Origin of the sequence: Polynucleobacter sp. 30F-ANTBAC, assembly GCF_018882385.1 — a bacterium.
Classification (GTDB): domain Bacteria; phylum Pseudomonadota; class Gammaproteobacteria; order Burkholderiales; family Burkholderiaceae; genus Polynucleobacter.
Genome location: NZ_JACVON010000002.1, coordinates 611,096 through 633,771 on the forward strand (window position 1 = coordinate 611,096; position 22,676 = coordinate 633,771).

Sequence of the window (22,676 nt, forward strand, 5' to 3'; positions counted from 1 at the left end):
TTGTTTGTTGAGATGCCCAATAAAAATTCAATAAAAGTTCAAGCAATTGCTGCTTACGACGATAACTATATTTGGTTACTATCGGATAGCCATTGTGCCGTAGTTGTTGACCCGGGTGACGCAGAACCAGTTATTGCCTATTTAAAAGATCAACAATTAGCCCTAGAGGCTATTTTAATCACCCATCATCATGCTGACCACGTTGGCGGGGTTGCTGATTTATTGACTTGGGCAGAGCAGTCAGGTCAATCTATGCCAACGGTCTATGGGCCGGCAACAGAAGATATTGCTCTTGTAAATGATGCACTAATGCAAGGCGATAGCGTGCACTTAGAACGTCCAGCATGCTTGTTATGGGTTTTAGATGTTCCAGGGCATACATCAGGGCACATCGCTTATTACGCAGAGATCGGTGATCAAAAACATCTTTTCTGTGGCGATACTTTATTTGCATCAGGTTGTGGTCGTCTATTTGAGGGCACCCCAGCACAAATGCTAGGCTCGCTTGATAAGTTAAAAGATCTACCGGATGACACCTTGGTTCATTGTGCGCATGAGTACACACTATCTAATATAAAATTCGCCCTAGCTGTCGAACCTAAAAATCAAGATCTGTTGGGTTGGAAATTAAAGGCGGAGTCATTAAGACAAGTAGGTAAGTCAACTCTGCCAACAACCATGGGTCATGAGAAACTCGTTAATCCTTTTTTGAGGTGTGACGCAATAGCTGTGATGGATGCGGTCAAACAACACCTCTCTATCAGTCCCTCAAAAATTCAGGAGCCTGTAGAAGTTTTTGCGGCCTTGAGAGCTTGGAAAGATACTTTTAAATAATGCTAAGCACGTTATCACTACAAGCACCACCCACTGGATTCTTAAGGCGCCTCATTCGCATGGGGGGCGTTGTGAGTATTGCGCTGACGTTGACCGCTTGTGCCTCTATGGGGGGTGATTGGTCAAGTGAGTCTGGGCAGGGCGCACGTTCGAGTGATACGGCAAAATCTAGCAAATCTAGAAAGTCAGCGAGCAGAGCTCCTCGCGTCAATATCGATAAAGATTCGGTTGGGAGTTTAAGTGCACCTTATAACAATCTTTGGGACCGTATTCGGGATGGTTTTGAGTTTGACGGTATAGACAGTCCTCTAGTAATCAAGCATGTTCGTTATTACTCGGAGCGCCCTGATTATGTTGATCGAATGATGTCTCGTTCATCCAGATATTTGTTTTACATTGTTGAAGAGGTTGAGCGCCGCAAAATGCCGATGGAGTTGGCGCTTCTCCCTTTTATTGAAAGTGCCTTTAATCCTGAGGCCTTCTCAAGTGCAAAAGCATCGGGTATGTGGCAATTTATGCCTGCAACAGGTAAACATTTTCAGTTATCTCAAAACATCTTTCGGGATGAGCGTCGCGATGTCATCCAGTCGACCGATGCGGCTTTGGATTACTTGCAACGCCTTTATAAGATGTTTGGTGACTGGGAGCTTGCACTAGCTGCTTATAACTGGGGTGAAGGTAATGTTTCTAAAGCTATTAAGCGCAATCAGGCGAAGAATTTGCCAACTGATTATCAAAGTTTAAAAATGCCAGATGAGACTCGTAACTATGTGCCCAAGTTACTGGCCATTAAAAAAATCGTCGATGATCCCAAATCCTATGGTCTCAATCTTCCGGTTTTAGAGAATCACCCCTATTTTGTGGTGGTAACGACTTCAAAAGATGTTGATGTTGATTTGGCTGCTGAATTTGCTCGTATGACTGTTCCTGAGTTTAAGGCGATGAACCCATCCTTTAATAAGCCGGTTATTTTGGGGGCCAGTGAACCTCAGATTCTTTTGCCGTTTGGTAGAGCAGAATCTTTTCAAGAAAACCTGAACGCCTATAAAGGACCTCTATCGACATGGACTGCTGTGCGACTGGGGGCTCGAGAGACGGTTGATAATTTGGCAAAGCGTTTAAGCGTGGATGCTAACCAAATACGTGAAGTCAATGGAATTCCAAAAGGAATGAGAATCAAGCCCGGGTCGACAGTGATCATTCCGAAGTCGGCTAAAAACTCTGATGTGCCTCTTCATTTAGCCAATAATGCTTCTTTGATGCTTGAAAAAGACATTAAGAAAACTGTCGCGGCAAAAAAATCAACGTCCAAAAAATCAACAGCAAAAAAATCAAGCGCTAGCGACTCGAAAAAACAAACTGTTGCAAAAGCAAGTTCTCAAAAATCCAATCAAAAGCCAAGCAAAAAGCCAAACTCTGATAAAAAGCTGGCTGAAAATTCAAAAAAAGCGAATTAAACCAATTAAATTGGTGACTTAATGTCTTCAACCTAGGGTGAATCCCTAGGCTGTCAGATGCTAGTCAGACTAAGATTTGATCCTAGTAAGATTATCAAAATTATTAAATCATATTTCATGTTATCGGGGGAAATGTATGTCCGCTTACAAAGCTTTTCATGAGCGCTCTGTAAAAGATCCACAAGGTTTTTGGGCTGAACAAGCCGAATTGATTGAGTGGCAAAAACCTTTTGATCAGGTTTTGGATTACAGCAATCCACCATTTGCCAAATGGTATGTGGGCGGTAAAACAAACATTTGTCACAATGCAGTGGATCGCCATTTAAAAGATCGTCCAGATCAGCAGGCATTGGTGGCTGTTTCAACTGAAACTAATCAAGAAAAAACCTATACGTTTAGGGAACTTCATACAGAAGTCAACAGAATGGCAGCCATTCTGAAAGCTCATGGTGTGGTGAAGGGTGATCGCGTACTAATTTATATGCCGATGATTGCGGAAGCAGCATTTGCGATGTTGGCTTGTGTGCGCTTGGGCGCCATCCACTCCGTGGTGTTTGGTGGATTTGCATCGCATAGTTTGGCTTCTCGTATCGATGATGCGAAACCAAAAATGGTGATCTTGGCCGACGCGGGTGCTCGCGGCGGTAAGCCTGTGCCTTATAAACCTCTATTGGATGAAGCGATTACTTTAGCGGCCCATAAGCCATCTAAAGTTTTATTGATTGATCGTCAATTGGTTGAGTACAACAAAGTGGAAGGTCGTGATTTGGATTACGCTACGGAGCGTGCCAAAGTGATGGATGCGCAAGTGCCATGCGAGTGGTTAGACGCAACCGACCCGTCTTATATTCTTTACACGTCAGGCACCACTGGTAAGCCAAAAGGAGTGCAACGTGATACGGGCGGCTATGCTGTTGCCTTAGCGTCATCGATGCGCAATATTTATGGTGGCCAACCTGGCGAAGCCATGTTCACCACATCCGATATTGGGTGGGTGGTGGGTCACAGCTACATTATTTATGGTCCATTGATCAACGGCATGGCAACCATCATGTATGAAGGTACGCCATTACGTCCGGATGCAGGTATTTGGTGGAAGTTGGTAGAGCAATACAAAGTGTCTATCCTGTTCTCTGCCCCAACAGCTGCGCGTGTCTTGAAAAAACAAGATCCGGCATTTTTATCGAAATACGACATTTCTAGTTTGCGCGCTGTTTTCTTGGCAGGTGAGCCTTTGGATGAGCCGACTGCTACTTGGTTGCATGGCGCGATCAATAAACCAATCGTTGATAACTATTGGCAAACGGAAACTGGCTGGCCAATGCTAGCCTTGCAACGCGGCATTGAAGTGATGCCGCATAAGTTTGGTTCTCCAGGAGTACCTGTTTACGGTTACAACATGAAGCTCTTGGATGATGCAACAGGGGCTGAGCTTGGTCCTGACCAAAAGGGTGTTGTAGCGATTGAAGGCCCATTGCCCCCAGGTTGTATGCAAACTGTTTGGGGTGATGATGAGCGCTTTGTCAAAACGTATTGGAATACTGTTCCAGGTAAATTGGTTTACTCCACATTTGACTGGGGTATTAAAGACAAAGATGGTTACTACTTTATTTTAGGTAGAACCGATGACGTGATTAACGTCGCTGGCCATCGTCTTGGAACCCGAGAGATTGAAGAAAGTATTTCTAGCCATCCGAATGTGGCTGAAGTAGCGGTTGTGGGTATTGAAGACAAACTTAAGGGCCAGGTGGCGATTGGATTTGCTATTCCTAAAGATGCTAACAATACCGCGACTCTGGAAGCGGAAATCTTGAAAACAGTTGATTCTCAATTGGGCGCCGTAGCAAGGCCTGCACGTGTGTACGTTGTGACAGCCTTGCCAAAAACTCGTTCTGGCAAGATTGTGCGTCGTTCTCTCCAAGCTGTGGCGGAGGGGCGTGATCCTGGCGACTTAAGCACTTTGGATGATCAAAGCGTATTGGAAGCCATTAAGGCCCTGTTTGCTCCTAAGTAATTGGTCATCAACCAGATTAAGGGCTCTACGGAGCCCTTAATTATTTGTAAGCATATGATTTTTATGGTAAATGTGCTTATTATTTTGGCGATCTTTTAGGTATCAAAGTAAGGGTTTTCCCAATAAGCGCTGCCCAATAAGGTACAATTCAGTAGTTAAATTAATAGATACCCGCCCTAGCGCTTAAAGACACATATACCTCCCGAAAATACTTTGACAGGAGATGTCTTTTCCGAGTCAGGGGTGTGTCGGATGGCAGTAGGGCTTTGGAGAATACCTTTGCTGCCACCGTTAATTCCTTCCTTATCCCCAGCAGTTTTAGCTCTTGCCGATGGAACAGTCTTTCCAGGTTATAGCATCGGCGCTGTGGGCCAATCAGCCGGTGAAGTGGTTTTTAATACCGCTTTAACGGGTTATCAAGAAATCCTCACAGACCCTAGTTACACCAATCAATTGGTCACTTTGACTTACCCACACATTGGTAATGTGGGCGTCAATGATCAAGACCGCGAGTCTGGAAAAATTTATGCTGCTGGTTTGATCATCAAAGACTTGTCTTTGATTGCATCTAACTTCCGCTCTGAAAAAACACTCAGCGATTATTTAAGTGGTGAAGGTATTGTGGGTATCGCAGGGATTGATACACGCAAGCTCACACGTATTTTGCGAGACAAAGGCGCTCAACCAGGTGCGATTGTGGCTGGCAAGTTGGGCGATTCATTGCAAGCAATTACAGAAAAAGCCTTGGCTGCTGCCAAGGGTTTCCCAGGTATGGCCGGTTTAGATTTAGCTAAAGTTGTCACCACGAAAACTGCTTACGAGTGGACTGAAGGTGAGTGGGGTCTTAATGCGGATCAAGGTAAGCCTGGCTTTAACCAACTTAAAAAGCCATTGAAACACGTGGTTGCTTATGACTTCGGTGTAAAACGCAACATTCTTCGCATGCTTTCTGAGCGCGGTTGCAAAATTACAGTTGTCCCTGCTCAAACATCTGCTACAGATGTCATGGCTCTAAAACCTGATGGCGTCTTTTTCTCTAACGGCCCTGGAGATCCAGAGCCTTGTGATTATGCGATTGCAGCAGCCAAATCATTTATTGATCAAGGGATGCCAACGTTTGGTATTTGCTTGGGTCATCAGATCATGGGTTTAGCAGCAGGCGCTAAAACTCTCAAAATGAAATTTGGTCATCATGGCGCAAACCATCCAGTTAAAGATTTGGATAGTGGTCGTGTGGTGATTACATCTCAGAACCACGGGTTTGCTGTTGATGCAGCAACTCTGCCAGCGAATGTAAGACCAACCCATGTGTCTTTATTTGATGGTTCATTGCAAGGTCTGGCTTGGACGGATAAGCCAGCTTTTTGTTTCCAAGGTCACCCAGAGGCATCGCCAGGACCGCATGACATTGCGTACTTGTTTGATCGCTTTATTAAATTGATGTGAGATTGACGAATGCCTAAGCGTACCGACATAAAAAGTATCCTCATTATTGGCGCAGGCCCGATTGTTATCGGTCAAGCTTGCGAGTTCGATTACTCTGGTGCCCAAGCTTGTAAAGCTTTGAGATCAGAAGGCTATCGTGTCATTTTGGTGAACAGTAATCCTGCCACGATCATGACGGACCCAGAGATGGCGGATGTCACTTACATCGAGCCCATTACTTGGGAAGTGGTTGAGCGCATCATCGCTAAAGAAAAACCAGATGCTATCTTGCCAACTATGGGCGGTCAGACGGCGCTGAACTGTGCCCTAGATCTTCACCGTCATGGCGTTTTAGAAAAATACAAGTGTGAGTTGATTGGTGCTTCACCAGAAGCGATTGATAAAGCAGAAGATCGTCAGAAGTTCAAAGAAGCCATGACCAAGATTGGTTTGGGTTCTGCTAAGTCAGGTATTGCGCATTCATTAGAAGAAGCCAATGCTGTTCAACAACAAATCATGAGTGAGACAGGTAGCTCAGGTTACCCCGTCATTATTCGCCCATCATTCACAATGGGTGGTTCAGGTGGCGGCATTGCCTATAACCGTGAAGAGTTTGAAGAGATTTGTAAGCGCGGTCTTGACCTATCGCCAACACGTGAGTTACTCATTGAAGAGTCTCTCTTGGGTTGGAAAGAGTACGAGATGGAAGTAGTGCGCGACCACAAAGATAATTGCATCATCGTTTGTTCTATTGAGAACTTGGATCCAATGGGTGTTCATACAGGTGACTCGATTACTGTAGCGCCTGCTCAAACACTTACCGATCGCGAATACCAGATTTTGCGTAACGCCTCTTTGGCAGTTTTGCGTGAAATTGGTGTGGACACCGGCGGCTCTAACGTTCAGTTCTCGATCAATCCAGTGGATGGTCGCATGATTGTGATCGAGATGAATCCGCGTGTTTCACGTTCATCGGCTTTGGCATCCAAAGCAACAGGTTTTCCAATTGCGAAGATTGCAGCTAAGTTAGCAGTTGGTTTTACATTAGATGAATTACAAAACGATATTACGGGTGGCAAAACACCGGCGTCATTTGAGCCATCGATTGACTATGTTGTGACGAAGATTCCTCGTTTTGCTTTTGAGAAGTTCCCCGCAGCTGATAAGCGCTTAACCACACAGATGAAATCTGTTGGTGAGGTGATGGCGATTGGTCGCACATTCCAAGAGTCATTCCAAAAAGCTTTGCGTGGTTTAGAGGTGGGCGTGGATGGTCTTGATGAAATCTCAACGGATATGGATGAAATCATTCAAGAGATTCGTGAGCCAGGTCCTGATCGTATTTGGTACTTGGGTGATGCACTTCGTTTAGGTATGAGTGAGGCAGATGCCTTTGCGCATACAGCTATAGATCCTTGGTTCTTGGCGCAAATTGGTGAGTTAATTGAAATTGAAAAGAAATTGCAAACTCGTCAGTTAAAAGATTTAACAGCGCAAGAGCTTCGCTTTGTGAAGCAAAAAGGTTTTTCAGATCGCCGTTTAGCCAAGTTGCTAAAAACGGATGCGAAGGCTGTTCGTGAAGCACGCCATGCATTGAAGGTAAGACCTGTCTACAAGCGCGTAGATACTTGTGCGGCTGAGTTCTCCACCAATACGGCTTATATGTATTCATGCTACGAAGCCGAGCATGGTGAGTGTGAGTCACAGCCGACGAATAAAGAAAAGATCATGGTTTTGGGCGGTGGCCCTAATCGTATTGGTCAGGGTATTGAGTTTGACTATTGCTGCGTTCACGCTGCGCTTGCAATGCGTGATGATGGTTATGAAACCATCATGGTGAACTGCAACCCTGAAACGGTTTCTACAGACTACGACACCTCTGATCGCTTGTACTTTGAACCGCTAACGCTAGAAGATGTTCTAGAGATCGTAGCGATTGAAAAGCCAAAGGGTGTCATCGTTCAGTACGGTGGTCAAACACCTCTTAAGCTGGCACTTGATCTGGAAGCGAATGGCGTACCAATTATTGGTACAAGCCCCGACATGATTGATGCTGCTGAAGATCGTGAGCGCTTTCAAAAGTTATTGCAAGAGTTAGGTTTGCGTCAGCCGCCGAATAGAACGGCGCGTACTGAGCCAGAAGCATTGAAACTCGCTGAAGAAATTGGTTATCCACTGGTTGTTCGTCCATCGTATGTATTGGGTGGTCGCGCCATGGAAATCGTTCATGACGGTCGTGATTTAGAGCGTTACATGCGCGAGGCTGTCAAAGTGTCTCATGACTCTCCAGTGCTTTTGGATCGTTTCTTAAATGATGCGATCGAGTGTGATGTGGACTGTATTTCAGATGGCAAGCGTGTATTCATTGGTGGAGTGATGGAGCACATTGAACAAGCGGGTGTTCACTCAGGTGACTCAGCCTGTTCATTGCCGCCTTACTCTCTATCGAAAGCCACGGTTGATGAAATGCGTCGTCAAACGGCAGCGATGGCCAAGGGTTTAAATGTTATTGGTTTAATGAACGTTCAGTTTGCGATTCAACAAGTTGATGGCAAAGACATTGTTTATGTTTTAGAAGTCAATCCACGCGCATCTAGAACGGTGCCATATGTATCAAAAGCAACAGGATTGCAGTTGGCTAAGATTGCCGCCCGCTGTATGGCTGGTCAAAGTTTGGATGAGCAGGGTATTGGTGAAGAGGTAATTCCACCTTACTTCTCAGTTAAAGAGGCAGTTTTCCCATTCAATAAGTTCCCAGGTGTTGATCCAATTCTTGGACCAGAAATGCGCTCAACAGGTGAAGTCATGGGTGTTGGTAAAACATTCGGTGAGGCTTTATTTAAATCACAATTGGCGGCCAGCATCACCTTGCCGAAATCAGGCGCTGTGTTGTTGACAGTTAAAGATAGCGATAAAGCCAAGGCTGTGGAAGTAGCTCAAATGCTCAATGAGATGGGTTACTCTATTGTGGCCACTCAGGGCACTGCTGCTGCGATTGAAGCAGCAGGCGTTCCAGTGAAGCGTGTTAACAAAGTGAAAGACGGACGTCCTCACATTGTGGACATGATCAAAAATGGTGAAATTGCTTTGGTGTTTACAACTGTTGATGAAACTAGAACGGCGATCGCTGATTCAAGATCGATTCGAACCACAGCTCAAGCCAATCGTGTGACTTACTACACGACGATCAGTGGTGCTAAAGCTGCTGTAGCTGGTATCAAAGCGATTGATCAATTAGAAGTGTATGACCTACAAGGGCTGCATGCTTCTTTGTGAAATTTCAATTAAGATACAGGCAACAAACTAAGTAATAAACTTAAGGTAACGAAAATGGCTGGTAGCAAGCTACCAGTCATTTGTTTTTAATTAACTAGCATTTGGATTTGATTCATGAGCACTATTCCTATTACACGACATGGCGCTGAGCTATTAAAGCAAGAGCTTCATAACTTAAAGCACGTTGAACGTCCATCGGTGATTAATTCAATTTCTGAAGCGCGCGCTCAAGGCGACTTGTCTGAGAACGCTGAATATGATGCTGCAAAAGAAAAGCAGGCTTTTATTGAAGGCCGTATTCAAGAGTTAGAAGGTAAATTGGCAGCAGCTCAAATCATTGATCCAAGCACCTTGGATGTGGGTGGTCGAATTGTTTTTGGCGCGACGGTTGAGATTGAAGATTTAGAAAATGGCAAAAAAGCCGAATATCAAATCGTGGGAGATGATGAGGCTGACTTAGATGCTGGCAAGATTTCAATCAGTTCACCGATTGCAAGAGCGTTGATTGGTAAAGAAGAGGGTGATGTAGCGACCTTTGCTTCACCGGGCGGCAATCGCGAAGTAGAAATTTTGAACGTTAAGTACATTTAATTAGTTAACCATGCATATCACTGCCCAAAGACTTTTTGTTTTTATATTAGCCCTTTGGGTGGGAACCTTGATCACGATTGGTTACATCGTGGCTCCCACTTTATTTGCAACACTCACAGATCGCCAAGTGGCAGGCATGGTCGCTGGTGCCCTTTTTAGGATTGAGGGCACGATCAGCATGGTGCTCAGTGTGGCACTTATCATGTTTGCTAATTTATTGGTAAAGCGTGGTCTCAATCGCTACAAAAATATTCGTTGGTATCTTTTAGCCATGCTGATTTGTTCTGTGATTGTTGCTTTTGTTCTTCAGCCAATGATGAATAGCCTCAGAGAAGAAGCTTTGGGTCTCGGTTTCCCGGTGATGCTTTCACCTTTGGCAGAAACCTTTGCGCGTCTTCATGGGGTTTCAAGTGCCTTGTATCTAGCCCAATCTTTAATTGGGCTAGTACTTTTATGGCGTATCACGCGACCAATCGATTTGCTGGATCAGCCGAAGTAATTAACCTGTTGGTTGTTTAACCTAATTGGCGTTTTTTAACACTGGATTGGCGTGGCTTGGCTCTCTTGACTTGACCGCCAGCTGCTACACGCTCATTGCCTAAAACAGTTGTAGCAACAGGTTTAGGTCGACGTTGTGGGTTGCGAGTGAACTTCTTCACCATAACCACTTTAGGACCGCTCTTTTTGCTACGACGTTTATCTTCAACTTCTTTTTCAATCTTGGGTCTGTAAAGAACCAATAGTTTGCCAATGTGCTGAATCGGTGCGGCATTAAGTTCGTCACAAAGTTGCTCGTAAATAGCAACGCGAGATTCGCGATCGTCACCGAAAACGCGAACTTTGATCAAACCATGAAAATTGAGGCCATTGTTCACCTCTTTCATGACGGCTGGCGTTAAGCCATCTCCACCAATGAGGACAATGGGTTTTAACGCATGAGCGTCTGAGCGATGGGCCGAGCGTTCGGCTGAAGTTAATTCTAGTTTTGGCATAGGTATTTCTTTGGAAGTCCCATATGATAAGCCATTAAACTACAGGGTATTAGGGATCTGCTGTAAAAACAGCGGAAAATAGCGAATTAAAGCCAATAAATGCCATTAAATGGGTTTTAGGCAAAAGATTGAAAGTACTCAAGCAAGCAGTTTGAGTTTTATGGATGAGTAGGAAGTAGAGAAGCGGATCAGCGTGGCAAAGAATAAATTTAATAAAGATTGGCTTAATGACCATCTCAATGATCCCTACGTCAAAATGGCGCAGAGAGAAGGCTATCGAGCCAGAGCAGCCTACAAGCTGAAAGAGATTGACGAGCAAGATCGATTGATCGGCCCTGGTATGGTGGTCGTGGATTTAGGGAGCACGCCTGGGAGCTGGTCGCAGTATGCGCGTAATCGCTTGGTGGAATTTGGCAAAAAGAACCCGAATGTTCCCGATGGAAAGCCTCATGGCACGATTGTGGCCATTGATATTCTGCCGATGGATGAGATTGCCGATGTGGTGTACTTGCAGGGCGATTTCCGTGAGGAAGAGGTTTTAAGGTGTTTTGAAGCCCTTTTGCCGGGGGATCCTGCCCAAGGACCTCAGGTGGACTTGGTTCTCTCAGATATGGCCCCTAATTTGTCTGGGGTGTCCACTGCCGATTCAGCACGTATGGGGCATTTAGCCGATCTAGCCTTGGAGTTTTCGCAAGCCCACTTAAAGCCCAATGGGGCTCTCTTGATCAAGTGTTTCCACGGTAGTGGCTACAGTCAAATCGTTGAATCATTTAAGAAAGTCTTTAAAGTGGTTTCTCCTAGAAAACCGAAGGCCTCTCGCGATAAGTCTGCCGAGACCTTTTTGCTGGGCAAGCATCTTAAGTAAATACTTGCCTAAGGCTAAAACCACAATAAATACATGGAAATCTCCCATTTCTTGAGTTAAGCACTTGAAAAATGGAGAGAGTAGAATCATATACATACAGAACTATCTGCCTTAAGGAGGCTTTGTGAATAATAATTTGATACAGAAAATTGGTGTGTGGCTGATCGTGGGCCTCGTGCTATTCACTGTTTTCAAACAATTTGATAAGCCACGCGCTGGTGAGAGCATTACTTACACTCAATTTATGGAAGATGCCAAAAATGGCAAAGTAAAACGAGTTGATGTTCAGGGGCGCAATATTCAAGTGACACCCATGGATGGCCAGAAATATTCTGTTGTTAGCCCCGGCGATATTTGGATGGTTGGCGACCTCATGAAGTTTGGTGTTCAAGTAACTGGTAAGGCCGATGAAGAGCAAAGCTTATTGGTTTCAGCTCTTTACTACTTAGGACCGACATTACTCATTATTGGTTTCTGGTTTTTGATGATGCGCCAGATGCAAGGCGGCGGTAAAGGCGGAGCATTCTCATTCGGTAAATCAAAAGCCCGTTTGATTGATGAGAACACCAATGCCATCACGTTTGCCGATGTGGCTGGCTGTGATGAAGCCAAAGAAGAAGTATTCGAATTGGTGGATTTCTTAAAAGATCCTACCAAGTTCCAAAAATTAGGTGGCCATATTCCAAGGGGTGTTCTTTTAGTGGGCCCTCCAGGTACTGGTAAGACTTTGCTAGCTAAAGCTATTGCAGGTGAAGCCAAGGTGCCGTTCTTTGCTATTTCAGGTTCAGACTTCGTTGAGATGTTTGTTGGTGTGGGTGCTGCTCGTGTTCGCGATATGTTCGAGAACGCTAAGAAGCAAGCACCTTGCATCATTTTCATTGACGAGATTGATGCAGTCGGTCGTCATCGTGGCTCAGGCACCGGTGGTGGTAACGATGAGCGTGAGCAAACCTTGAACCAAATGTTGGTTGAGATGGACGGCTTTGAGCCCAACAGTGGCGTGATTGTGATTGCCGCAACAAACCGCTCTGATGTGCTTGATAAAGCATTACTCCGCCCAGGTCGTTTTGATCGTCAAGTCCACGTGGGGCTTCCGGATATCCGTGGTCGTGAGCAGATCCTTAAAGTGCACATGCGCAAAGTACCTATCAACAGTGATGTGGATGCTGCAGTTTTGGCGCGCGGTACACCTGGGTTCTCAGGCGCCGATTTAGCGAATTTAGTAAATGAGTCAGCTTTGTTTGCAGCACGTCGTAATAAACGTACAGTGGACATGCAAGACTTTGAAGATGCGAAAGATAAGATCTTCATGGGTCCTGAGCGTAAGTCTGCTGTGATGCGTGAAGAAGAGCGTCGCAATACGGCTTATCACGAGTCAGGTCATGCTGTGGTGGCTAAGATGTTGCCGAAGGCAGATCCTGTTCACAAGGTCAGCATCATGCCGCGCGGTTGGGCATTGGGTGTGACATGGCAGTTGCCAGAACATGATCGTGTCAACATGTACAAAGACAAAATGTTGGAAGAGATTTCTATTTTGTTTGGTGGACGTTTGGCAGAAGAAATTTTCTTGAACTCTAGCAGTACCGGTGCTTCCAATGACTTTGAGCGTGCTACCAAAATGGCGCGCGACATGGTGACGCGCTATGGTATGAGCGAGGTTCTTGGCACCATGGTTTATGTTGATGCAGAGCAAGCAGGCATGTTTGGTCCTATGAGTGCCAAATCGGTTTCTGAAGCAACTCAGCAGAAGGTTGATCTTGAGATTCGTGCGATCTTGGATAGACAGTACGCTGTGGCAAAAAATATCCTTGAGCAGAACAAAGACAAGGTGGAAGTCATGGTTAAAGCATTGCTTGAATGGGAAACCATAGATGCAGACCAGGTGAGTGACATCATGGCAGGTAAAGCGCCACGTCCTCCAAAGTATCCACCTAGCACCCCGACTGGCGGCGGCACATCTGGTGGCACACCAGTGGTTGCTGAAGGTGGGGCGCCAGCGGCGGCCTAATGTCTAAGCAACATATCACGCCCGTAGCATGGCGCTGCGGGCGTTTTCATTTTGACTGGTCTAAGAGAACCTCACCGCTGGTGATGGGGATCCTTAATGTCACACCCGATTCATTTTCAGATGGGGGTGACTATGCCACCCGTGATGCAGCCCTAAGGCATGCCGAGCAACTGATCGGTGATGGTGCTGAAATGCTGGATATTGGTGGCGAATCCAGTCGACCAGGATCGGAGCCTCTGTCGCTACAAGAAGAATTAGATCGTGTGATGCCCGTGCTGGAAGCTCTAAAGGATGCGCCTGTTGCTATATCGGTAGACACCTACAAAGCTAAAGTCATGAAGGCTGCAATCGACTTAGGTATTGATTGCATTAATGACATTTGGGCTTTAAGGCAGCCTCATGCCATAGAGGCAGTTGCTAACAGTTCGTGCGGTGTGATCTTGATGCACATGCAAAAAGATCCTCAAACCATGCAATTCGATCCTCATTACGATAACGTTATGGATGAGGTCAATGGTTTCTTGATGGAGCGTTGTGTTGCTTTAGAGGAAGAGGGTATTAGGCGAGATCGAATTGCGATTGATCCGGGTTTTGGCTTTGGTAAGACCTTGGCCCACAACATGACCATGTTGGCTCACTTCCATCAATTCTGTCAGCATGACTTTCCGGTAGTGGCGGGGATCTCTAGAAAAAGCAGTTTGGGGCAAATCACCGGTCGAGACATGAAGCATCGTGTGACGGCGAGCGTTAGCGCGGCTTTGATGGCTATAGAACGAGGCGCCAAGATCGTTCGTGTTCACGACGTGGCAGAAACTATGGATGCCGTCAAAATTTGGTCCGCTGCCCAAGAATACTTATAAAATACAGTAATGACACGACAATATTTTGGTACAGATGGAATCCGTGGGGAAGTTGGAAAGTTTCCGATCATCCCTGACTTCGTAATGCGTTTGGGCTATGCCGCTGGACGGGTGTTGGCCAACCATTCTGAGACCCATGCTCACGGCAAGCCAATTGTATTAATTGGTAAAGATACTCGAGTTTCAGGTTATTTATTGGAAGCTGCCTTGGAGGCAGGCTTCTCCGCAGCGGGTGTTGACGTGATGTTGTGCGGACCGATGCCGACTCCTGCAGTGGCGTATCTCACTAGAACACTTCGTTTATCAGCTGGTGTGGTTATTTCAGCCTCTCACAATCCGTACCAAGATAACGGCATTAAATTCTTTTCTGCAAATGGCGACAAGCTGGATGATGCGGTTGAGTTAGAGATTGAAGCGGCTTTGAACGAACCAATGAACTGTGTTGATTCGGCGCACTTAGGTAAAGCGAAGCGTTTGGACGATGCAACGGGTCGTTATATTGAATTCTGTAAAAGCACTTTTCCAACTCAACTAAGCTTGAATGGTTTAAAGCTGGTAGTGGACTGTGCTCATGGTGCGGCTTATCACATCGCTCCGCATGTGTTTCATGAGTTGGGTGCTGAAGTGGTGTCGATCGGCATCCATCCCAACGGCAAAAATATCAATGATGGCGTAGGTGCGACTGCACCTAAGGCACTCATTGAAAAAGTCAAAGAAGAAAAAGCGCATTTGGGTATTGCTTTGGATGGTGATGCTGATCGCCTTCAGTTAGTTGATCACACTGGCCGCTTATTCAATGGTGATGAACTTCTTTATTTGATTGCTAAAGCCAGAAAAGAGGCTGGAGAAACAGTGGAAGGCGTGGTGGGTACACTCATGACTAATTTAGCTGTAGAGCAAGCGATTCAGGCTGAAGGCATTCAGTTTGTGCGCGCTAAAGTCGGCGATCGTTATGTCTTAGAGCAACTCAAAGAAAAAGGTTGGCTATTGGGTGGTGAGGGATCAGGACATTTAATCTGTTTGGATAAGCACACTACGGGTGATGGCATTGTGGCAGCTTTGCAAGTGCTATCGGCTATGAAGCAAAGTCATCAAAGTTTGGCTGAGCTATTGCAAAAGGTCACGCTATTTCCGCAAACGCTTAACAATGTTCGCTACAAAGCAGGTTATGACTGGCAATCCGATACGAAGCTCAAGGATGCGGTTACTGCAGCTGAAAAAGAACTGAATGGCACCGGTCGAGTTTTAATTCGAGCATCCGGTACTGAGCCCTTATTGAGGGTTATGGTTGAGGCGCAAAATGCCCAACAAGCCCATGATTTGGCACAAAAAATTGGCTCTGTAATTCCGGTATAAGTTCTCAATTTGCTAAAACAAGGACTGGTAGGTTATAATTTCGGTCTTAGTCGGAGTGTGGCGCAGTCCGGTAGCGCACCTGGTTTGGGACCAGGGGGTCCAAGGTTCGAATCCTTGTACTCCGACCACTTAGCTTTCTGCTTAAGTGAACTTTCTCCAAATACATAGAATTCAGGCATACCTTGCAAGCAAGGTGTTAACTGGACTATTTCTGAGATAAGTCATTGACTTAACACACAATAAATCAATGTTGATGCACATCAAATTTGTCTAATATTTGCATTGGACATAGGGCTAATCCCAATGATTTTGTCTAATTAATTTATTAAAATAATTAATATTTTTATATATTTAATAAATTAATTCTTTATGTCGTTTTTAGAAGATTCTCAAATTAATTTTTCCAGCTTTGATCCAGAGCACTTGATTGAGCTTAGCTATATCAGTAAATCCAGTAAGGACGTGGGGATCTTGGCGCTAATGAATCTTCTAGAGAGTGCGGTCCATCGCAATAAGCGATCCAGTGTGACGGGCGTGTTGTTTTACGATAACGGTGTGTACGGTCAAATCTTAGAGGGTCTTCCGGGCGCCATTCAGCCTATTTGGGCATCCATTAATGCAGACCCAAGACATAAAGATATTCAAGTTTTAGATATTGATAAATTACCGAAGAGGCGCTTCAGTAACTGGTCCATGAAGTTCTATGGCTCAGAAGAAATTAGCAAATTTGTGCCTGAGCTCAGAATGAGTCTTAAAGATGGGGTTCCAGCTTTGCCAGGGGAGATTCTTGCTTTGATGAGATCACTGGCGAATCAATCAACCCAACAAGATGGTTTGCCACCCAAGCACTCATAAAAGAGAAAAGCGCTTGACGATTGAAGGGCGCTTAACTCTGAGGTAGTAAATCAAGAATAGATTCGATCGGGCGACATAGCTTTGCTTGTTGACCGTTGCTCACAATAGGGCGGTTCAATAGAATCGGGTGTTCCAATATAAAACCAATTAATTCATCATCCGACCATTGGGTATTCCCTAGATCCAACTCCTCATAGGGTGTGCCTTTTTGGCGCAAAACATCTCGAACTGAGCCGCCCGTTAACTTGATTAAAGAGCGCAGCTCTTTTTCTGAAGGAGGGGTTAAAACGTATTGAATCACTTCGGGTTCAACCCCCGATTGGCGAATGAGATCCAAGACATCGCGAGAGGTCTTGCACTTGGTATGGTGGTAAATCGTTATCTTAGTCATGGGGCTATTTTAGAGAAAATACATAGCAAATGTGATTCCGCCGACAAAATCAAGACCTCCGCTATAATCTCAGCTTCAATATAAAGACTGCCCATAGCTCAGCTGGATAGAGCACCGCCCTTCTAAGGCGTAGGTCGCACGTTCGAATCGTGCTGGGCAGGCCACCCAATTTCTCATTTCTTCAGAGATATTACTCAGCGAATTTTTTCCATAAGCATCCCCCATGCGCTGACTATTTGCCGACATTTTTTGTTGCAATATTAATAACCCCTGCGTAATCAAGTGTCGAAAGCTTTTGCAAGAAAGTTGACCAATGCTAAAGCAGAATGTAAGCAAGTAAAAATGGGTTTAAAAATGATCTTAAAAAAAACTATCGCAGTCTGCCTAACTTCTTCATTAATAGGTTCTTCTTTTGCAAACGTTGTCTTAGTTGATAAAGAACTTAAAACTTCTCCAACTGATGAGAGTGTGAAAGTAATTGCCACAGAAAAAGAACTGCCTGAAAAGATTGTAAGTATTAAGGCAAATTTAGAAGAAGATATTACAAGCGGATTTGATCAAAAAAATAGTATCGAATCTGCAGGTAGATATTTACAGCTACCCAAATATAAAGAAAATGAAATTTCTGATTTTATTGATGATGTGATCTCAGAGCTGGAACTAAAAAAGGGGTACAAAAAGTCACCACTATCCTTAAATAATATGAAGTTGCCTCACCAAAATTTACTGTTACTTGCTAGCGCTAAAAAACTAACAAAAAATGGTTACAGTGAAATTTATTTTGGATATTTACCAAGAGAGAGGAGATTGCCCCTTCTATGGATTCATGGCGTTGAGAAAAATAATCAAACTATTAAAGTTAATCCTGATTCAAATGCAGCCATTTTAGATCCAATAATTAATTCAGTTTTTTCTGAAACTAAAAAGATGAAGAAAAATATTGGATTAAGTGAATTGGTTCCAAAGATTATTAATTTGTCATATACGGATGCTGACTCTGCCCTGTTCTTGCTAAGATCTATGGGGTATTCCGTTATTACTGACACTGATAAGCTTGCAGTTGATGATTCATTTAAGGCTGATGTGGAGAAGCTACAAACTCCTGGAACAGCTGCCATTATTGAAACGGTTGTAGAAAGCCAATCAGACTCAAAAAAATCTTCTGAGGAGGGTTCGGATGAAGAGGAAGGTGGCTCAGGTGGCTTTGGTGGCTTTGGGGGCTTTGGGGGTGGTGGGGGTGGAGCATCAAAAACAAAGAAAAGTGCTGTAAAAAATTTACCATCATCTATTGCCTATGACAAATTACCTTTGATCGTGAAAGTTCCGCCACCTGATAACCATAGTATGGGGTTGGTTGGAGCGCCGCTTCCAAGCCAAGGATCAGATGGTGGTTTTGGTGGGGGTGGTTTTGGTTCTGGTTCTGGATCTGGAGCAGAGCAACAGGGTAATAAGGGAGGGGCAATACCTAACAATGCCAATCAATTAGCAAGTCCAGTATCCGGTGGCAGTGGTACACAAATCATGATCATGCATCACCCAAGTAATATTTTCCAGTATTCAGAGGTTAAAAAGGTGCTAGATCAAGTAATTGATAAGCCGGTGAAACAAGTTTACGTTGAAGGACTGATTCTGGAAATTAGCAAAAAGGCTATATCAGAGTTAGGTGTTCAGTGGGGCAACCAATCTGGAAAAAGTAAATTTACATTGGGGACGCTCAATCAACTTAGTGCCGGGGTAAATACGCCTGCAGGGCAATTTATTTTTGATAGTACGGCAACTGCCACTCAGCAATTTATGGCAAAAATAAATGCACTAATTGATGAAGATAAAGCAGAGGTCTTGTCCCGACCAAGTATATTAACTTTAGATAATAGGCAGGCTGTTATTCGCGTTGGAACTGATATTCCTATTGCAACCAGTATTGATGCGCCCTCATCTGGTGGTGCATCACGTGTGGCCTTTAGTTTTAGTTATCAACCAACCGGTATTCTTTTAAATATCAGGCCAAAAATTTCGGATGATCAAAAAGAAGTAAGCATGATTATTGATGCAACTGTATCTGATAGGGTGCCAGGTGCTGATTTAAGAATCACTGATACAAATGGCGCAACATTAGCATCAGCGCCTACGATAAGCACTCGAAAGATTCAAACATACGCTCGAATATATAACAATAATCCATTAATTATTGGCGGACTTGTTAATAAAACATCAATCAAAGGCGAAAGTAAAGTTCCTCTGTTGGGTGATATTCCTTTGCTTGGCAATTTATTTGGTTATAAGAGTGATGCTGAAGATAAAACAGAAGTAATCATTGTGCTAACGCCAACTGTTTTAACGGAAGAATATCGAGCCACAAAAGCTCAGTATCCCAAAGATGACAATCGTTTTGATCAGTTTGGAACGCAATTGTTTAGGGAATCATATCGAATTAGGGCGGAGGATCTAATAGATAGTCAATATATTAGGGCAAATCAACGTTTAGTTAAGTATAGAAATTTGGTCAATATTGCAATTAAGAATAATCCATCGTTAACAAAGCAATATCCTTTCAGTCAATTACAAGGAACAAAAGTTCCTGGTGAGTTCATATTTGTAACTGGAATGATGTCTAGGATGCTCGAAAGATTAAATGCGCATCAGAATGTAAATATCGATAAATTAATGTTTTTTGAGAGCTCGAAATCAAATTCATACAGCTCAATTTCAATTGGAGATATCCTAAAAAGGTATGGTGATGGAAAGTCACATGAAAGTTTCTTTTCAAAAAATAGTAATAAAGCTTTAGTTTTAACGTTTAAATATGCAAGAGATTCAAAAGATCCAGGTGCTTGGGCTCAAGAGCCCAAAGCCGAAGTCAAGTTAGTCGACTGTGTTAATCGGGAGCAATGGAAAAGTCTTGTATGGGAAGCCAATCAGCCGGTTAATGGTCAGCAAAATTCTTACAGCATAGTGATACATCATCCAGATGATTTAGAGCGACTTAAGTTGGCAATTACTACAAAAAATACAGTATTAGCCAATGGAAATGAGCAAAATATTATTTTTGATAATTTCCTCCCTGGCAGAATGATTGCAATGCAGGAGGTTTCACCGTCATGGGAAAGAATGCTTGAAGCCAGTGTGGCCAGATACTACTTTTATTCACTACACTACTATGGGGCCTTTACAAATGCTCTTGAAAAGACATTGCAAGATGTTGAAACAAAATTAAGTAATCCGGAATTTGAAAAGTTATTGGTTGATAAAAAATTTAATTAATTGACAGTTTGCGTAGATATCGCTTCCACCGTTTACTTTCTCGAAATCAAAGTGTTCGGTGAGAACGCGGGCTATGCCTTTGCTGCTAACTATTAGAGTTGTATTTAAATTATGGCATTCAATCTCTTTAATTTGATTGATGAAATCTATAACTCTTTCCTGAAAAGTGAAATTATCTTCAACTTCATATTCGGTTGGCGGATTTCTAAGGATTTCTTGCGTAGCATTTATATCTAAAAAATTTAATTTACCCAGTGACCTTTCTTTTATTCGGTCATCAGTACTAATAATTGGATTTGTATTTAGTTGTTGAGCAATAAATTCTGCAGTAGACGTTGTTCTAATTAGAGGACTGGTATAAATTTTTGAGATTGAGGCCTTTTTAATTTCATAAAGAGAATCTTCGATATATTTTTGAAAATCTTCAATTAACGGTAAATCAACATCACCACCACAACGAATGTTTTTTATGTTGTTAATTGTCGGCGCGTGTCTTATGAAATAAAAATGACTCATTTAACTACTTGAATGTATGGTGATAAAGTTGAAAAGACTTAAGGGTGGAATTCTGTTTAATGATTTTGCAGTATCCATATTAACGTTGTAAGAGAATTTGCTCAGTGTGTCGATGTTAATGTCACTCGCTCTGATATTTTCATATAGTATTTTCCCAGCTTTGAAGCCTGCGTAGTCGCCGACGTTATAGTATTTGCTAAATAATCCAGTCAAAGCCCCTGCATCCATTAGTTGCTCGGTTGAAGCAAATGTGGCTATCTTTTCTTGATGAGCAAATGGAATAATCTTTTCTTTTGCCTGAGTTCCCAAAAATGAGTCTGGTGGGAGGTAAAGCCACTCTGCACCATTCAATTTCATCTTTAGAATTAGCTGCTCATAACCGTCGCTTGTTGGTTTGCCGTTATCAAGATTGAAACTATAGTCAATTAGTTGAAATTTAAATTCTTTAGCTAAAGTTTTTAATTCATTTAGCGTGCTGATTGAGTTTTGCTCTGTGCTTGTGTAAAGGAACCCTAATTTTTTAAAATCTTTATATGCTTTTATAGCGGATATTTGGGATCTAAGTGACGCCATGTGGGAAACACCGGTTAAATTTTTTCTTCCATGATTCGATGTATTGGAGACTATCTTGGATTCAACTGGAGATGAAACTAAAGCAAAAACTACTGGAATATCATTAATATGAGTCGAAGTTATATTGTTAAATGTTCCGACAAGAGCAATTGTTGTGCTGGTCCCCCAAGCGAGAATAAGATCTGGCTTGATTTGTTTGATCTCAGATATTATGTCCGCCATTTTATTGACGTCTCTTCCTAGATCTCTGGTTTCAAACTGAACAGGCAGTTTATTTTTTTCAAAATAATCTTTAAAACCTTGTTCAACTTGAGTATCTCCTCTGTAGGTGATGATCAGAATTTTTTTATTTTTCTGAGCCGCTGATACTGCATTGGTAATACCTGCTAATGTGGTGAATAGAATAAAGTTGCGTCTTGAAATCATATGCCCCTCATATTTTTTGTTGGAGATAAAATTTAGTAATGGCATTAATTTGATCGTTAGTGGTTAATGATGGTGTGTGACCAGCATTCATTACCTTAAACAAGCTAATACTTTTACTTGTTAACATTTTTTTAACAGTGCTATTCGTTAAAGCATCGCTGAGTGCGCCTCTTATGAGCAGGATTGGGTGATATAAACTATTCCATTCTGCCCATTGCTCTAATTTTTTGCTCGCATATTTTTTATATGCAAGCATTGCTCTTGGATCATGTTTATAAATTCTACCTATTTCATTCTCTGACCATTTTGTTAGGTGATAAGCATTAAACAAAAGAATATCTTTATCTTCTATGCCATCGTTTTTTTGAGATGCGCCGACTTTTCGTTCAAGGTCTGAGAATTCTCTAAAAACATAGTGCTTGGCAAGCACAGTACTTCTTCGCTTTCTTCTCGATGGAGACATTTCAGGGCCAATATCATTTAGCACAATAGTTTTGACTTTTTTTGGATTTTGGCTTGCGAACGATAATGCAATTGTTCCGCCAAGGGATGAGCCTATTAAATGCGCACTTTTTTTATTTAGGTGCTTCATGAGTTGGCTAAGTTGGCTAATTGCTTGATCAGGTGTGTAATCTTCAAGTTCCTCGAGCCAACCTGAATCGCCTCTACCTGCCCAATCCATGGCTATTACATGATAGTTCTGTTGTAATTCTTGGGCTAAAAATGCAAAACGCATTGCAGAGTTGGCGACTCCACCCATGCAAATGATGGTTTCATTTTTACTGTTTCCCCACTCAAAGTAATTGATTGGAGTGGACTTTTTTTTAATGCTATCCGTATAAGTAAATAATCTCTTAATTGGGGTGGGCGCAAGTTTTTTATTTACTCTGGCAACTGCTAATTCTAGTTTTTCCCAATGCATATCTATCATTTACTATTTAATTCTTAATCTTTACACGATTACCTTTCTGAAACT

General features: G+C 43.2%; 18 protein-coding genes and 2 tRNA genes. 15 read left to right on the forward strand and 5 right to left on the reverse strand.

The genetic code is table 11. The annotated features are described in order from the left end of the window. The first annotated feature begins 12 nt into the window (after window positions 1-12). The 7 genes from gloB (at window position 13) to ICN28_RS08635 (ending at window position 10,096) form a co-directional block, all read left to right on the forward strand. On the forward strand, window positions 13-834 hold the full coding sequence (gene gloB, locus ICN28_RS08605) for a hydroxyacylglutathione hydrolase (RefSeq protein ID WP_216287890.1): 822 nt from the start codon (window positions 13-15) through the stop codon (window positions 832-834). Further along, complete coding sequence (locus tag ICN28_RS08610) at window positions 834-2,291, forward strand: transglycosylase SLT domain-containing protein (protein ID WP_255536196.1); 1,458 nt, start codon at window positions 834-836, stop codon at window positions 2,289-2,291. The genes gloB and ICN28_RS08610 overlap by 1 nt, the downstream gene beginning before the upstream one ends. Before the next feature lie 136 nt (window positions 2,292-2,427). Continuing rightward, window positions 2,428-4,305: a propionate--CoA ligase gene (locus tag ICN28_RS08615; protein ID WP_216287891.1), complete on the forward strand. Its 1,878-nt coding sequence runs from the start codon at window positions 2,428-2,430 to the stop codon at window positions 4,303-4,305. Window positions 4,306-4,557: 252 nt separating this feature from the next. Continuing rightward, window positions 4,558-5,751, forward strand: coding sequence for a glutamine-hydrolyzing carbamoyl-phosphate synthase small subunit (carA, locus tag ICN28_RS08620; RefSeq protein ID WP_216287893.1), 1,194 nt, complete (start codon window positions 4,558-4,560; stop codon window positions 5,749-5,751). A gap of 9 nt (window positions 5,752-5,760) precedes the next feature. After that, window positions 5,761-9,006, forward strand: coding sequence for a carbamoyl-phosphate synthase large subunit (gene carB / locus ICN28_RS08625; protein ID WP_216287895.1), 3,246 nt, complete (start codon window positions 5,761-5,763; stop codon window positions 9,004-9,006). 114 nt (window positions 9,007-9,120) lie between these two features. Beyond that, window positions 9,121-9,597 (forward strand): transcription elongation factor GreA, encoded by a 477-nt coding sequence (gene greA / locus ICN28_RS08630; RefSeq protein WP_216287897.1) that lies wholly within the window; start codon window positions 9,121-9,123, stop codon window positions 9,595-9,597. 10 nt (window positions 9,598-9,607) lie between these two features. Beyond that, window positions 9,608-10,096, forward strand: a complete 489-nt coding sequence (locus tag ICN28_RS08635; protein WP_216287898.1) for a DUF4149 domain-containing protein — start codon at window positions 9,608-9,610, stop codon at window positions 10,094-10,096. Window positions 10,097-10,112: 16 nt separating this feature from the next. On the opposite strand, the gene ICN28_RS08640 is transcribed toward ICN28_RS08635, so the two are convergent. Then, window positions 10,113-10,589, reverse strand: coding sequence for a YhbY family RNA-binding protein (locus ICN28_RS08640; protein ID WP_216287905.1), 477 nt, complete (start codon window positions 10,587-10,589; stop codon window positions 10,113-10,115). Window positions 10,590-10,782: 193 nt separating this feature from the next. On the opposite strand from ICN28_RS08640, the gene ICN28_RS08645 reads away from it, so the two are divergent. From ICN28_RS08645 to ICN28_RS08670, 6 genes are all read left to right on the forward strand, one after another. Further along, on the forward strand, window positions 10,783-11,454 hold the full coding sequence (locus tag ICN28_RS08645) for an RlmE family RNA methyltransferase (protein ID WP_216287906.1): 672 nt from the start codon (window positions 10,783-10,785) through the stop codon (window positions 11,452-11,454). 124 nt (window positions 11,455-11,578) lie between these two features. After that, on the forward strand, window positions 11,579-13,462 hold the full coding sequence (gene ftsH / locus ICN28_RS08650; protein ID WP_216287907.1) for an ATP-dependent zinc metalloprotease FtsH: 1,884 nt from the start codon (window positions 11,579-11,581) through the stop codon (window positions 13,460-13,462). After that, entirely contained in the window at window positions 13,462-14,322 is an 861-nt protein-coding gene (gene folP, locus ICN28_RS08655; protein WP_216287908.1) for a dihydropteroate synthase, read from the forward strand. The genes ftsH and folP overlap by 1 nt, the downstream gene beginning before the upstream one ends. 9 nt (window positions 14,323-14,331) lie before the next feature. Further along, entirely contained in the window at window positions 14,332-15,678 is a 1,347-nt protein-coding gene (glmM, locus tag ICN28_RS08660) for a phosphoglucosamine mutase (protein WP_216287910.1), read from the forward strand. Window positions 15,679-15,729: 51 nt separating this feature from the next. After that, a tRNA-Pro gene (locus ICN28_RS08665) sits at window positions 15,730-15,806 on the forward strand. Between the two features lie 241 nt (window positions 15,807-16,047). Further along, window positions 16,048-16,533 (forward strand): BLUF domain-containing protein, encoded by a 486-nt coding sequence (locus tag ICN28_RS08670; RefSeq protein WP_216287912.1) that lies wholly within the window; start codon window positions 16,048-16,050, stop codon window positions 16,531-16,533. Between the two features lie 31 nt (window positions 16,534-16,564). Here the strand turns inward: ICN28_RS08670 and arsC are convergent, their stop codons facing one another. After that, window positions 16,565-16,924: an arsenate reductase (glutaredoxin) gene (arsC, locus tag ICN28_RS08675; RefSeq protein WP_216287914.1), complete on the reverse strand. Its 360-nt coding sequence runs from the start codon at window positions 16,922-16,924 to the stop codon at window positions 16,565-16,567. 87 nt (window positions 16,925-17,011) lie between these two features. On the opposite strand from arsC, the gene ICN28_RS08680 reads away from it, so the two are divergent. After that, window positions 17,012-17,088, forward strand: a tRNA-Arg gene (locus ICN28_RS08680). Between the two features lie 118 nt (window positions 17,089-17,206). Then, a complete protein-coding gene (locus tag ICN28_RS09685) occupies window positions 17,207-20,185 on the forward strand; it encodes a hypothetical protein (protein ID WP_216287924.1) in 2,979 nt (992 codons plus the stop codon). Here ICN28_RS09685 and ICN28_RS08690 read toward each other — a convergent pair. From ICN28_RS08690 to ICN28_RS08700, 3 genes are read right to left on the reverse strand one after another with little or no spacing between them, the layout of a single operon-like run. Continuing rightward, window positions 20,159-20,701 carry a histidine phosphatase family protein gene (locus ICN28_RS08690; protein WP_216287926.1) on the reverse strand — a complete coding sequence of 181 codons (543 nt, stop codon included), beginning with the start codon at window positions 20,699-20,701 and terminating at the stop codon, window positions 20,159-20,161. The genes ICN28_RS09685 and ICN28_RS08690 overlap by 27 nt on opposite strands. Continuing rightward, a complete protein-coding gene (locus ICN28_RS08695) occupies window positions 20,702-21,700 on the reverse strand; it encodes an ABC transporter substrate-binding protein (protein ID WP_216287927.1) in 999 nt (332 codons plus the stop codon). It abuts the gene before it with no gap. Window positions 21,701-21,707: 7 nt separating this feature from the next. Next, entirely contained in the window at window positions 21,708-22,622 is a 915-nt protein-coding gene (locus ICN28_RS08700; protein WP_216287929.1) for an alpha/beta hydrolase, read from the reverse strand. Between the last annotated feature and the right edge of the window lie 54 nt (window positions 22,623-22,676).

Coding starts and splice junctions, on each gene's coding strand:
- gloB (WP_216287890.1), top strand. CDS start 13: ATGCCCAATAAAAATTCAATAAAAGTTCAAGCAATTGCTGCTTACGAC.
- ICN28_RS08610 (WP_255536196.1), top strand. CDS start 834: ATGCTAAGCACGTTATCACTACAAGCACCACCCACTGGATTCTTAAGG.
- ICN28_RS08615 (WP_216287891.1), top strand. CDS start 2,428: ATGTCCGCTTACAAAGCTTTTCATGAGCGCTCTGTAAAAGATCCACAA.
- carA (WP_216287893.1), top strand. CDS start 4,558: ATGGCAGTAGGGCTTTGGAGAATACCTTTGCTGCCACCGTTAATTCCT.
- carB (WP_216287895.1), top strand. CDS start 5,761: ATGCCTAAGCGTACCGACATAAAAAGTATCCTCATTATTGGCGCAGGC.
- greA (WP_216287897.1), top strand. CDS start 9,121: ATGAGCACTATTCCTATTACACGACATGGCGCTGAGCTATTAAAGCAA.
- ICN28_RS08635 (WP_216287898.1), top strand. CDS start 9,608: ATGCATATCACTGCCCAAAGACTTTTTGTTTTTATATTAGCCCTTTGG.
- ICN28_RS08640 (WP_216287905.1), bottom strand. CDS start 10,589: ATGCCAAAACTAGAATTAACTTCAGCCGAACGCTCGGCCCATCGCTCA.
- folP (WP_216287908.1), top strand. CDS start 13,462: ATGTCTAAGCAACATATCACGCCCGTAGCATGGCGCTGCGGGCGTTTT.
- glmM (WP_216287910.1), top strand. CDS start 14,332: ATGACACGACAATATTTTGGTACAGATGGAATCCGTGGGGAAGTTGGA.
- ICN28_RS08670 (WP_216287912.1), top strand. CDS start 16,048: ATGTCGTTTTTAGAAGATTCTCAAATTAATTTTTCCAGCTTTGATCCA.
- arsC (WP_216287914.1), bottom strand. CDS start 16,924: ATGACTAAGATAACGATTTACCACCATACCAAGTGCAAGACCTCTCGC.
- ICN28_RS08690 (WP_216287926.1), bottom strand. CDS start 20,701: ATGAGTCATTTTTATTTCATAAGACACGCGCCGACAATTAACAACATA.
- ICN28_RS08695 (WP_216287927.1), bottom strand. CDS start 21,700: ATGATTTCAAGACGCAACTTTATTCTATTCACCACATTAGCAGGTATT.
- ICN28_RS08700 (WP_216287929.1), bottom strand. CDS start 22,622: ATGCATTGGGAAAAACTAGAATTAGCAGTTGCCAGAGTAAATAAAAAA.